Origin of the sequence: Streptomyces kanasensis, assembly GCF_043077165.1 — a bacterium.
In the GTDB taxonomy this organism is placed as follows: Bacteria; Actinomycetota; Actinomycetes; order Streptomycetales; family Streptomycetaceae; genus Streptomyces; species Streptomyces changanensis.
The window spans coordinates 109,278-121,945 of the sequence record NZ_JBIBSF010000008.1 but is presented as its reverse complement, the minus strand read 5'-3'; the positions used below and the strand labels follow the sequence as shown (position 1 = coordinate 121,945).

Here is a 12,668-nt window from a genome sequence, read left to right as displayed (position 1 = left end):
TCCGGGGCGCGGTGCGTCCGCCTCCGGCCCGGCCCGGCCCGGTGCCCGGTCCGGGCGGGGCGTTCACACGTAGTTGAGGCCCGCCTGCCGCACCAGGGGGTCGTCGAGCATCGACCACAGCGGTACCGCGTAGTTGCCGAACCCGTACCGGCCGCCGAAGTGCAGGCCCAGGACGCGGTGGTCGGCCAGGTCGAACACGGGCGAGCCGCTGTTGCCGCCCAGTGTCGAGCAGTCGTGCGTCAGCACGTTCCGCTCGGCCACCAGCTCGTTGGCCGTGCCCGGCTGGAGCCGCTTCACGTTGTAGACGTCCATGAAGATCCGCCGCATCGACTCCGGTTCGTTGCGCCGCCCGTCCCACGCCGGGTGCCCCACCACGTACACCGGGCGGCCCGGCAGGTCGGCGGGGGCGTCCGCCGCGACGGCCAGCGGCGCCGGCAGCGGCGCACCGCCCGGCCCCGGCTCCACCCGCAGCAGCGCCAGGTCGACGTCCTGGTGGACGCCCACCACGTCCGTCACCGTGTACGCCGGTCCGCCGGCGCCCGGCAGGGCACCGTACTCCCGGGTCAGGTCCAGGGCCGCGCCGAGGCCCGGCCGGAACGTCCAGGCGTCCCGCCGGTCGCCGGCCGCGGTGAACTCCAGGGCGACGTGCCGGTTCGTCATGACGACGTCGGGCCCGACGAGGAACGCCGTGCCCACCCAGTCGAGGCTGACGTGCCCGGACACGTCGACCCGGCCCACGCGCGACAGCGACGTGCGGATGGCCGCCCGATGGCCGTTCAGCACCGCCCAGTCGCCCTCCTGCGGCGGGAAGTCCGCACCCTGCACGAGGATCGCCGGGCGACCCTCCAGCAGGACGATCGCCTCCATGCCGAACGACTCGTCGTCGCCGATCTCGTCGTCGCGTCCCGTGGCGAGCTTCTCCAGCCCCCGCGCCCCCGCCTCCAGCACGCGCTCCCGCTCCCGCTCGGCGAACCGGGCGACGTGCTCGCCGGGTGCCTCGTCCGCCGGCGGCTCGTACGCCGACTCCGGCACCTCCTGCGCCAGTCGCCGCCGCACCCGCTCCGCCACGGCGCCCGGGTCGGCGAAGATCTGTCCGGGCCCGGCCGCCACCGGTGACCCACTGCGGCTGCCCATGTCACTCTCCTCTCGTCTCCCGCCCCCTCCTGTCCGATCTCGGGACCCTCCTCTCCGGGTCCTCCTCTCGGGGCCCGTCCTCGCCGCGGCTCTCCTCTCGGGGCCCGCCCTCCCCGGGCCCCTCCTCCTCCGGCCCTCCCGGTTCGCTCCGTCTCCGGACCGTGTCCCGTGTCTCCCCGCGGTCTCCCGTCGGCGGTGCGGCCTCAGCCCTGCTGGGCCGCGCCGATCTCGGCGTGCACCGCCGGGGCGCGTTCCGCGAGGTGGGCCATGACGGCCGTCATCTGCGTGCCGACGTTCACGAACGCGGTGTCCCGGCCCTGGAAGTGGACGTCCTCCACGCGGCGCGTCCCCCGGTGCAGCGCCACCACCAGCCAGTCGTCCGTCAGCACCGGGGAACCGGACGAACCGCTGCGCGTGTCCGTGAAGTAGCGCAGGTCCCGGTCGTCCGCGTCGAACACGAGGTTGTTGCGGAGCGCGACCCGCTTCGGCGCGCCACCCGGGTGCTGGATGATGTTGACGGCCACGACCTCGCCCGCCGCGACCCGCAGCGTCCGCCCCGCGAGCCGCAGCAGGGGCCGCCCCGGGGCCTCCGCCAGCCGCAGCACCGCGTAGTCCAGGTCGGCGTCGGCGGCGACCAGCTCCCGTACGGCGACCTCCGCCGTCTCCGTGTCCTCGCTCTCGTAGTCGAACCTCGCCCGGGTGTGGCGCGCCTGCACCAGCAGGTCGTCTTGGCCGGCCACGACGCGGGTGCCGCCCGTCGCCGACCGGGCGTTGACCACGTGGTGGTTGGTGACCATCAGGTCCGGCGCGACCAGCCAGCCCGTGCCCGCGTGGGGGAAGCCGTTCGGCTGGAGCGGCCGGCCCCCCTCGTACGGCGGCACCTTCAGCCGGGCCACCGCCGCGCCCGCCGCGTCGCCACCGCGCAGGAACCCGAACGGCACGGTGTCGTCCCGGTGGACGATCTCCTCCTTGATCTCCGGCACGGGCCGGCCCGCCAGGACGTCAGGCTCGCCGTTCGCCCCGCGCGCCACGTCGTCCAGGGCCCGCTGGAACACGGCGACCGGCGCCGCCGCCGTGCTCTGCGCGACCGCGTTGCGCAGCCACGTCTCCAGCGGCACCGAACCGTCCACGAGCCGCTCGACGCGGTTCATCTCCGCGAGGTCGGACTGGACCTGGAGCCCCGGCGCGGCCAGCAGCGGCAGGGTGCTCCGGTAGCGGGGCATGATCCCCTGGAAGAGCAGGGGCCGCACCGCCGGGTCGGCGAGCCCGGCGTCCACGGCCGCGTCCCGCAGGGCGAGCAGCTCCTCCGGTGACAGGTACGCGGTCACGCTCCTCCACCTCCCTCGGCGCCGACCCGCAGGGCGGCGGCGACACAGGCCGCGATCTCGCCGCCCTCGTCGCGCAGCACCAGCAGCCGCCGTGCCAGTTCGTCCAGCGCGCCGCGCTCCCGCACGAGCCGGAGGATGCCGGTGACGTCCATCGGCGACGGTGACGCCGGTGGTGGTGGCGGACCACCCGGGGCCGTGGGCCCGGTGGGGACGGGTGCGGGCGCGGGCGCCGGCGCCGGGCCGGTGGCCCCGGGGGCTCGCGGCGCGCCCGCCGCCGTCCGCAGCACCCCCATGAGCGCGGGCAGCAGCCCCGGGTCGCGCCGGACCGCGCGCCGCAGCCCCTCGCCGAGCACCCGCACCACCTCGTCGCCCTCCGGCAGCCCCACCAGTTCCAGGGCGTGGTGCAGGGCCCGCTCGTCCAGCGCGTACACCTGGGACGCCGCCTCCCGCATGAGCGTCGGCTGGTGGGCCAGCATCTCGTCCGGCACCTGGCGCAGCCGGCGCGCCAGCCGCGCGTCCGCGTCCCGGTCCGGCAGGTCCGCCGCGTCGGCGAGCCGGGCCCGGGCGAGCAGGGTGCCCACGGCCTCCAGGTCATGACCGAGCCCGATCGCCACGTCCTCCGCGAGCCGCAGCTCCCGGTCGGCGCTGTCGATGTCCCCGTCCCGCTCGGCGAGCCGCGCCGACAGCAGCAGCAGCTCCAGTTCCCGCTCCGGGCAGCCCGCCCCGTGCGCCGCGTCTGCCGCGTCGGACGCCGCCCGCCGCGCCTCGCCACGCCGCCCCGCCGCGTCCAGGGCCTCGCCGAGCAACGGGTGCAGGGCGCTGCACGGCGTCCACGGGCGGCGCTCTGCCAGCCGCGCCAGCGCCGCGTCGGTGAAGCCCTGCGACAGCAGGTCCCCCACCTCGCGGGCGGCCATCCGCTCCCAGTCCTCCTGGTCCGCCTCGGCCATCACCAGCTCCGACGCCCCACCGCGGTCCCGGTGCGCCCCGAGCAGCGCCGCCGCGCGCGGACCCAGGTCGTCCTGCGCCCCCTCCAGCAGCCGCTCGACGCCCGGGAGCCACCGCTCCTCCACGGTGCGCGGGTCCTCGTCGAGCCGCAGCCGGTGGTAGATCTCCTCGGCCCGTGCCTCCAGTCCCTCCCGCCCGGCGTAGTGGGCCACGGCCCGCCGCTCCACGTCCCGCGCGACGGACGCCGGGTCACCCGCGGCCAGCCGCAGCATGATCGCCCGTACGTCCGACCGCACCCGCAGCGCCGCCGGGCCCGCCGGCTCCACCAGGTCCAGCCGGGACAGGGCCGCGAACAGGCGCCGCGCCTCCTGCGGTCCGGCGACCTCGACCCCGCACGGCCCGGCCAGCACCTCCTGGACGACCTCCGGCGTGACGAGCCGCAGCACGAGCGCCCCGCGGGCGAGGCGCCGTACGTCGGCGTCGGGGACGTGCTGGAGGATCCGCTCGTACAGGACGCCCTGCACCAGCAGTTGGTCGACACGGCGGAAGAAGTCCCGCCGCCGCGCCGGCAGACTGCCGACCAACTCCCGGGCGCCCGCGGCGTCCCCACCCGCCAGCGCGGCGGCCCGCGCCGCGAGCCGCAGGCTGAGCGGGTGCCCGCCCACCCGCTCGGCGAGGAGCCGCGCCAGCTCCGGGTCGCGGACCCCGCACGCCAGGAGCAGGTCCACGGACGCCGCGGGGTCGAGGTCGCCCAGCTCGATCTCCCGCGGCCGAGCCCCGGCCGCCGGGTGCGGCACGGGCGCCCGGCCCGAGACGACGGCCCGCACCCGCGGATAGGCCCCGTACAGCGCGAGGAACACCGCCCACATCCGGCCCAGCGCCGGCGACCCCCGGTACTGGGCCTCCTCGAAGGACTCGATGACCAGCACGAACGGCGGGTCGTCCGGTGCCACCGCCCGCCGCAGCACCTCCCCGACGCGGCGGGACAGCCCGCTCTCCCGCTCGCTCGCCGTCACCATGAACTGCTGCGACGAGCGGCGGCCCGCCCCGGCCCGGGTGGCCGCCAGCCGGTTCAGCTCGGCGACCCGCTCCTCGTCCACCCGTTGCCCGCGCGCGGCCTCCTGGCACTCGTCGGCGATCGCGTCCAGGGCCGCCCGGTGCGCCGGGTACTGCACGCCGAGCTGGCGGGCCATCTCGCCGACCAGCGTCACCGGCTCGTGCACCGACAGCGTCGGCCGCTCGAAGTCCACGTACGCGAACGGGAAGGGGAACTTCCGCACCCCGCCGCCGGCACCGCCCTCGGCCGTCCCGCCGCGCAGGCCGTCCATCAGGAACCGGGCGAGCAGCGTGCTCTTGCCGGTGCCGCCCGGCCCGTGCACCACCAGCGGCGGCGGTACGGACGGCTCGCCGCCCGGCCCGCCGATGGGCTCGTGCACGTACCGGCGCAGCTCCTCCAGCTCCACCGTCCGCCCGACGAACGGCACGCCCGCCAGGCGCTCCAGGGGCTGGAGGAGCCGGGCGAGCTCCAGTTCCCGCCGGACGACGTGCGGGTCCGGCAGCCCCGTCACGCCCGGCACGAGCGACAGCCACAGCACGGCCTGGAGGACGTCGGCGAGTTCGTCCGGTCCCACCCCGGCCGTGCGCGGCGCCCGACCGCGCAGCACCTCCCGGCAGACCGCCTCGGGCCCGGGCTCCCCGGAGGCGGCGTCGGCGGCGTCGAGGTTCTCCTCCAGCACGCGCAGCGCCTCGGCGGGACCGGCGAGCGAGCGCAACGCCTCCTCCCGCACCTGCGGCTTCAGCGACCACTCGGGGCGGTCGGCCACGCCGGTCGCGGTGCAGTCCGCGGTCAGTTCCGTCAGGGCCCGCCCGGTCGGTTCGCGCTCGTCCGGCAGCCGCAGCCGCCGCGGGTCGAACGAGGTGAGCAGACAGGCCGCCCGGCGGTAGCCGAGCCGGGCGTCGGGCACGGCGTCCGGGGGGCCGGCCGCGGGGCGCAGCTCCTCCCGCAGCCGCGAGCGGAACAGCTCGCTCAGCGCGGCGGCGGCACCGGGGCCCGGACGCGGGCCGGAGGCCGTACGGGGGCCGGTGGACGCCGAGCCGGTGACGTGACGGGCGGCGGCCTCGGTGTCGGGGCCCGGATGGGCGGCGGCGGCCTCGGGGCCCGTGGGTGCCGGCCCGGAGCCGTTGCGGCCCGGGGCCCACGGGCCGGCGGCGCCGGTGGACACCGACCGGCCGGAGCCGTCAGAGGGCCCGGCAGACACGGACCGCTCCCTCCACCGCGGTACCGAGCCGGCGCATGTAGCTCTCGCCCGCCCCGCCGGCCGCCGCCGCGAGGACCTCCTCCACGGCGACGTCGACCAGCCCGGCCAGGGCGGCGTCCCGCTCCCCGGCGGCGAGGGCGGCCAGCGGGGGCGGCGGCTGCTCGCGCAGGTACCGGTCGAAGAAGGCCCGCACGTCGGCCGGTCCCGCGGACCGGGCCCGGTCCCAGCACAGGCTGTGCCGCAGGTCGTGCGGGAGCTGGCGCATGGCGGGGCCGTAGCCGAGGAGGACCAGGCGGGGCGCCTGTTCGCGCCGCACCGGCTCGTGCTCGTAGATGGCGAGGGCGAGTTGCCCGATGAGGTCCCACACGTCGGAGCCCGGGTCGAGCCGGTCGCAATCGTCCAGCACGAACCAGAACAGGTCCTCCGCGCCGGTCGCCTGGCACACCACCCAGTGCACCGCCTCGTCGAGCGCGGGCAGCAGGTCGTCGAGCCCGGTCGGGACGGGCGGCGCGACCCCGGCGCGCGGGTCGGCGACGAACGCGGCGAGGCGCCGCACCACCTTGGTGGCGGTCGTCGTCGGCTCCAGCATGATGCGGGCCGGGCGGAAACCTCGGTGCTGCGCGAGGTGGCGGATGAGGGAGTACGTGTACGAGCGGCCGCTGTCGGGCTCGCCGTCGACGAGGAGCACCGACTTGTGGGCGTCCGCGACGAACGCCCGCAGCGTCTCCCGCAGGTCGTCGCGGTCGAGGAACACCTCGCTGCCGCCGCGCAGCACGCAGGTGCGGAAGACGTCCTGCGCCTCGTGCGCGGCGGCGTCCCGCTCCAGCTGCGCGAGGAACCCCTCGGCCACCGTCACGTCCGGCAGGCTGCGCAGCCGGTCGTCGAGGACCAGTGCCCGCAGGAGCCGCACCTGCCCGGCGATCGACCTGCGCGAGGCGTACACGAGGGCGCGGGCGTTGTGCGAACTGACGGAGGTGAGGGGCAGGTCCGCGACGAAGTCGGCCGGGAAACCGGCCCGGCGGAGCTGTGCGTGCGGGTCGATCGAGTCGAGGAGGTACTCACGCGCCCACTCGGTGACCTCGTCCCACTCGGGGGTCTCCAACGGCATTCAGCACCTGCCACATCTCGCCGCCCGCCGGTCGCCCTCCCGTCCGCCACGCCTCCCTCCGGTCCCCTTCCGCCATGGTCACACCGGGGTGGGGGTCATGCAATTCGGTCGAGGACCCGGCGGATCGGCTCCCGCACCAGCGGGTCGGCGAGGTACTCGCACACGCCGTGGTGGTTCTCGCTGCCGTTGACGACCAGCAGGTCGGTGACCCGGCCGGGCGGTCCGTACTCGGGCCGCAGGGTGTGGTCCAGCGCCACGAGGTCGCGGGCGTCGGAGGCGTTCAGCCACAGCCGCGTGCCGGGCGGCACGGCGGGCGGCACCGCCAGCAGGTCCTGCACCTCACGGATCGCGAGGGGCGACCCGAGCGTCACGAACAGGTCGACGGGGATGTCCCGCGACGCCAGCACCTCGTACGCCACGATGCTGCCCAGGCTGTGGCCGACCACCACGAGCGGGCCGCCGCCGTCCCGGTCGCGGGCGTCGGCGGCGGCGGTCAGCGCGTCCGCCACGACCTGCCGCACCGCCGGCCCCACGCCGCCGAAGAAGTACGCGTACACGTCCTCGAAGGAGTGCCGGACCAGCTGCCGGAACAGTGCCGTGCGGGCGGGCCGGGGGAGCGGCAGGGCCCGCGGCAGGGGCTCGGCGCCCCGCCCGGGACGCGGTTCCTCGGCGAGGGCGAGCGCCTCGGCGAGGTACGTCATGCCGTGCAGCCACGCGCCGAGCGGCGCCCCGCCGGCGGCGCCGGCCGGCGCGGCACCGGAGCCGGCGCCCGTGCCCGCGCCTGTGCCCGGGCCGGCGGACCGGGTGCGGGCCGTCCGCGCGGCGGCCGCGGCCGCGGTGCGGGCGGCGAAGTGGGCCGGGTCCTCCAGCGCCGGCCGCGCCGGCACCTCCGCGCCCGGCCCGCCCGCCGCGCCACTCGACTCCGCTCCGCCCTCCGCTCCGAAGCCCGGCCCCGCTTCCGCTTCCGCCTCTGCCTCCGCTTCCGCCTCGGCTTCGGCTTCGGCGACCGCGCCGGGCCGTCCCTCCAGAGGGTCGGACGCGGTGTCGGGGAGGGTGTCGGGCCGCAGTACCGGAGCCCAGTAGGCCAGGTGCGACACGTTCCCCGCGTCGCGCCCGAACAGCGCCCGGTCCCACTGCGCCCTGAGCAGTTCGGCACGCGGCTTGGGGCCGCTGCCGTGGACGTACACGATCCGGGGTCGCATCGGGCCTCCCGCGCCTCAGATGTCCATCACGGTCTCGTCGGGTGCCTCCAGGCGCCGCCACCGCGCCTCCGGGGAGCGTGCCGCCGGCATCAGGTCGGCGCCCGGCAGGGGCCCGAGGTCCAGGCCGGTCAGCACCGCCACGTCGGCGACCGGCACCTGGTACGTCCGGAAGGCGCCCAGCGGCGGCGGGGCGCCCGGCACGGCCCCCGCGAGCGCCCGGTCGGCGTCCCGCGTCAGGTCGGGGCTCTGGTCCAGGACGTACGCCGTCGCCGCCAGCCGCCCCTCGTGGACGAACGCGGCGACCTTCCAGAAGCGCAGCGGCACCTGTACGCCCCGGTAGGGCGGGTCCCCGTCGTGCAGGACCGGACCGGTCAGCACGGTGAGCTTGCGGTCGTGCCGCGCGGCGTGGTCGAGGAGGTGGTTCTCCAGCCCCTGCCACACCTGCTTGCCCTGGTTGAACACGTCGGCCTGGGGCGCCGCGTTCGTGTAGTGGAACGTGTCGGCGTCGGCGCGGTGGGCCACGGCGACGGCGCCCCACACCGGATCCAGGCGGCGCACGAGGTGGCCCCGGTCCAGGGAGTTGTTCCGGTACACCTCGGGGCCGGCCTGCCAGTCCTCGGCGACGCGCGGGTCGTACCGCCACACGTCGTCGCGCGGCACGTCCTCCACCAGCCGCGCGCCGTCGACGCACACGGCGGTGGCCGCCGCGAGCCGCCGGTCCGGCCGCAGCACCACGCTGAAGTGCGTGTACGGCAGGACGACCGTCTCCACACCGGCCGCGGCGAGGCGCGGCAGCGGGACCACGGGGCCCAGGAACGCCTCGTCGTACCCCGTGCGGTCGGCGAGCGCCCCGGCCCGGCCCTCCGGCACGGGCCCGCTCTCCGGCCCGCCGTGGCCCTCCGGGCCGTCCCGATCATCGGGTGGGATCATGATCTGACCAGTACCGCGTGGGGGCCCGCCCCCAACGGACCCGCCGCCCACGCCACCCCATCAGCGCACCCACGGGGCGGGGGCGTGCCGGGCGCGTCGGTCCGGCGGCGCCAGGTGCGCGCTCGCTGCGCCGAGCCGGTCCGGCGGGCACCCCCAGGGCGGGCCGTTCAGGGGGATTTCCGGCCCGGCAGCCGCCCACGCGGTTCGCCCGGCCGCCGCGTACGGAAGGGATGCGGACGACCACGCCCACCGCCCGCGCGAGGAGCCCCCATGGCCGCTGCCGGCCTTTCCCTGCACATCGGCCTCAACACCGTCGACCCCGCCCGCTACGACGGCTGGGACGGGCGGCTCGCCGCCTGCGAGAACGACGCCCACGACATGGCCGCCCTGGCCCGTGCCGCCGGCTTCTCCGACACGGTCCTGCTCGGCGCCGACGGCACCGTCGAGAACGTCACTGCCGCACTGCGCGCCGCCGCGGACCGGCTCCGCGACGGCGACGCGCTGCTCCTGACGTACTCCGGCCACGGCGGGCAGGTCCCCGACGTGACGGGCGCGGACGACGAGCCGGACGCGCTGGACGAGACGCTGGTGCTGTACGACCGGCAGTTCCTGGACGACGAGCTCAACCGCGAACTCGCCCGGTGCGCCGACGGCGTGCGGATCCTGGTCCTGCTCGACTGCTGCCACAGCGGCAGCGGCATCGAGGTGCGGGAGCTGCTGACGCCCGAGGCCCTGGACGCCCAGTTCGGCACGGCGGACCCCGCCGGCATCGAGGCGGCGTCCCGGCTCATGCCCCTGGTCCGGCAGGGCGCGATCTACCAGCGGGACAAGGACTTCTTCCAGGGGCTCCAGCGGGAGCTGCGCACCGGTGGCGGGCGCCCGGCCGACGCGGTGCTGATCTCGGCCTGCCAGGACAACCAGCTCGCCTCGGACGGCCGGGTGAACGGCGCCTTCACCGGGACGCTGCTGGACGTGTGGGACCGGGGCGCCTTCCGCGGCGACCACCGCGCCTTCCACCGGGCGATCCTGCGCCGGATGCCCGCGAACCAGAGTCCGAACCTCCACGTGTCCGGCCGCCCGCCGGAGGCGTTCCTCGCGGAACGCCCCTTCACGGTCTGACCACCGCCGACCGGCCGACCGCCGACCGCCGCGAGTCGACCGCCCGCGGATGCCCGTGCCGCCGGTCCTGTCGCCGCCCGTGCCGCCGGCCCTGCGGATCGCCGTGCCCTCGTGCCCGCGCGCCCGGGGCCCTGGGTGCCTCAGCCGAAGAGCGACCGGACTCGGATCGTCCGTACGGGCCGCTCCCGCCACGACGACGCGCGCCCGGTCCGCCGCGTACCGCTCTCCGCCCCGTGCGCGGGCAGCCGCCCACCCGCAGCGCCGCGCCCGCCGGCCGCGGGGCGGTCATTCGTCGCGGGGCGGCCGAGGCGGCCGCTTCCGGTCCGCCGCTCCTCCCGTCCCTCGCTTCCGGTCCGCCGCTCCTCCGGTCCGCCGCGTTCGGCCGCGGGCCGGCGTCCGGTCCGCTCGGCCGCCGGTACCGGACCGGTCCGCTCCGGCTCTCGTCCTGGTGTCCTCGTCACCGCGCCACCTCCTCCGCCCCCCTTCGTCCCCCCGCGTCATCGGCCCCCGCGCCCCGTCCCGCCGTCACGGCACCGGCGACACCCGCCCGGTGTCGCGCCGGGGCGCCAGCCCGGGCAGCACCGGATACGGGGCCGGTGGCGCCGGGGCCCGGCCGGGCGGCGCGGCGGTCCGGCGGCCGGCCAGCGCCCGGACCACGTCGGCGGGCGTGAGCAGTCCGGCCAGCGTCCCGCCGTCCGCCACCACGGGCAGCGCGTCGCAGTCGTTGTCGTCCATCACGTCCACCGCTCGGCGCACCGGGTCGCGTTCGTGCAGCACCACGCACCGCCGGCCGCGCACGAGGTCACCCGCGTACCGCCGCGACAGCGCCACCGCGGGCGCCGCGCACACCGCGGCCACCTCGGCCCGGTCCAGCACACCGGCGCAGCGGCCGTCGGGCTGGACCACGGGCAGGTGCCGTTCACCGGTCCGTTCCAGCAGTTCCCAGCAGACGAGGAGCGTCTCCCCGGCCGCGACCGCGACGAGCGGGGCGCGCATCACGTCCCCGACCCGCCGGTCGAGCAGCGGTACGGTCCCGGCCCCCGGCGGCGGCTCCCCGCCCGGACCCGGAACCTCGACGCGGGCGGGGGGCCCGGGGGCGTCCCGCGCCGGCGCGTGCATCGTCATGACGGCCTCCCAGGCTGTCACCGCCGGAAGGTGCCTTCCGGCGTCGCCTTCCCTTCCACTGTGGGCCCTCCCGGGGCTGGTGCAAGACGGTCGGACATGCCTCCTCCGCCTCTCACCCCCCGCTTCCGGGTCCGGGCCGCGGAAGGTGGCCCAGGAACCAGGCCGCGGCCAGCTGTTCGACCTGCTCCATGGCCCCGGGCTCCTCGAACAGGTGCGTCGCGCCCGGCACCACCTCCACCGCGTGCTCGCAGCGCAACCGCGCGGCGGCCCGCCGGTTCAGCGGCAGCACCGGCGCGTCGGCCCCGCCCACGATCAGCAGCACCGGCGCGCGCACGTCGTCGAGCCGGGCTCCGGCGAGGTCCGGCCGGCCGCCGCGGCTGACGATGGCCGCCACGTCCGCGTCCGGCTCCGCGGCGGCGGTCAGCGCGGCCGCCGCGCCGGTGCTGGCGCCGAAGTAGCAGACCGGCGGGGCCTGGGCGCGGCGCAGCCAGGCCGTCGCCCCGGTCAGCCGCCGGGCCAGCAGCGGGATGTCGAAGGTCCGCTCGCGGTCCTCCCCCTCGGTCTCGGTGAGCAGGTCGAACAGCAGCGTGCCCAGGCCCTGCCGCTGGAGCGCCCGTGCGACGGCGCGGTTGCGCGGGCTGAGCCGTCCGCTGCCGCTGCCGTGCGCGAAGACCACGACCCCCGGGGCCCGGTCCGACAGCACCAGGTCACCGGCGAGGCGCACGCCGTCGGCCACCACCTCGACGGGCCCCTCGGCCACCGCCGGGCCCACGACGCCCTTCCCGCGTGCGGAGCCTTTGCCCCGGACCCCGCTTGCGTGTCCGCTTCCCTCCTCACCCAGGCGCCCGGTTCCGCTTCCGCTTCCGGTTCCGGTCTCCGGCGTGGGCGGGCCGTGGAGCGCGAGCAGCTCGGCGACCTCCCCGTCACTCGTCTGCGTGAAGTCGTCGTACCACTGGCCCACCGAGCCGAACCCGTCCGGCGACGCCAGGCACACCACCTCGTCGGCCTCCTGCCGCAGCAGCGCCACCGCCTCGCGCGGGGCCACCGGCACGGCGACCACCACGCGGGCCGCACCGTGCGCCCGGGCGACCCGGCAGGCCGCCAGGGCGGTCGACCCCGTCGCCGCCCCGTCATCGACCAGTACGGCGGTGCGCCCCCGGAGCGGCACCCCGCCGCGGTCGCGCCGGTACCGCCGCAGCCGGTCCTCCAGTACCGTCCGCTCGGCCTCCTCCACCCGCGTCCGGTCGTGCTCGCCGACCGCCGCGGCCCGTACGACGGCGTCGTTGAGGATCCTCACGCCGTCCTCGCCGATCGCGCCGAAGCCCAGCTCGGGCCGGGACGGCACGCCCAGCTTCCGCACCACGAGAACGTCCAGGGGCGCGGCGAGCGCCTCGGCGACCCGGTGGGCGACGGGAACGCCGCCGCGCGGCAGTCCGAGGACGACGGGGTCGCGCGGATCCACCGCCGCCACGGCGGCGGCCAGCCGCCGACCGGCGTCCGCACGGTCCCTGAACCGCAT

The 12,668-nt window shown here is 77.4% G+C and carries 9 protein-coding genes; 1 reads left to right on the top strand and 8 read right to left on the bottom strand.

Annotated elements, in window-relative coordinates; all coding sequences use genetic code 11:
• Window positions 1-63 precede the first annotated feature (63 nt).
• The 6 genes from ACF053_RS20600 to ACF053_RS20575 all read right to left on the bottom strand — a co-directional run bounded on the left by ACF053_RS20600 (window position 64) and on the right by ACF053_RS20575 (window position 8,905).
• Entirely contained in the window at window positions 64-1,134 is a 1,071-nt protein-coding gene (locus ACF053_RS20600; protein ID WP_391955226.1) for a trypsin-like serine peptidase, read from the bottom strand.
• 203 nt (window positions 1,135-1,337) lie between these two features.
• Complete coding sequence (locus tag ACF053_RS20595) at window positions 1,338-2,462, bottom strand: trypsin-like peptidase domain-containing protein (RefSeq protein WP_391955225.1); 1,125 nt, start codon at window positions 2,460-2,462, stop codon at window positions 1,338-1,340.
• Window positions 2,459-5,665 carry an AAA family ATPase gene (locus ACF053_RS20590; RefSeq protein ID WP_391955224.1) on the bottom strand — a complete coding sequence of 1,069 codons (3,207 nt, stop codon included), beginning with the start codon at window positions 5,663-5,665 and terminating at the stop codon, window positions 2,459-2,461. Before ACF053_RS20590 ends, ACF053_RS20595 begins: the two co-directional genes overlap by 4 nt.
• Window positions 5,646-6,773, bottom strand: a complete 1,128-nt coding sequence (locus ACF053_RS20585; RefSeq protein WP_391955223.1) for a hypothetical protein — start codon at window positions 6,771-6,773, stop codon at window positions 5,646-5,648. Before ACF053_RS20585 ends, ACF053_RS20590 begins: the two co-directional genes overlap by 20 nt.
• 95 nt (window positions 6,774-6,868) lie before the next feature.
• The gene (locus tag ACF053_RS20580) at window positions 6,869-7,975 is read right to left on the bottom strand and encodes a hypothetical protein (RefSeq protein WP_391955222.1); all 1,107 of its coding nucleotides are present in this window, start codon (window positions 7,973-7,975) and stop codon (window positions 6,869-6,871) included.
• A 15-nt stretch (window positions 7,976-7,990) separates the two neighbouring features.
• Window positions 7,991-8,905 carry a DNA/RNA non-specific endonuclease gene (locus tag ACF053_RS20575; RefSeq protein ID WP_391955221.1) on the bottom strand — a complete coding sequence of 305 codons (915 nt, stop codon included), beginning with the start codon at window positions 8,903-8,905 and terminating at the stop codon, window positions 7,991-7,993.
• 270 nt (window positions 8,906-9,175) lie between these two features.
• On the opposite strand from ACF053_RS20575, the gene ACF053_RS20570 reads away from it, so the two are divergent.
• Window positions 9,176-10,024: a caspase family protein gene (locus ACF053_RS20570; protein WP_391955220.1), complete on the top strand. Its 849-nt coding sequence runs from the start codon at window positions 9,176-9,178 to the stop codon at window positions 10,022-10,024.
• Between the two features lie 525 nt (window positions 10,025-10,549).
• On the opposite strand, the gene ACF053_RS20565 is transcribed toward ACF053_RS20570, so the two are convergent.
• Together ACF053_RS20565 and ACF053_RS20560 are read right to left on the bottom strand one after the other, a co-directional pair.
• Window positions 10,550-11,170, bottom strand: a complete 621-nt coding sequence (locus tag ACF053_RS20565; protein ID WP_391955219.1) for a CBS domain-containing protein — start codon at window positions 11,168-11,170, stop codon at window positions 10,550-10,552.
• Between the two features lie 91 nt (window positions 11,171-11,261).
• Window positions 11,262-12,668: a phosphoribosyltransferase family protein gene (locus tag ACF053_RS20560; RefSeq protein ID WP_391955218.1), complete on the bottom strand. Its 1,407-nt coding sequence runs from the start codon at window positions 12,666-12,668 to the stop codon at window positions 11,262-11,264.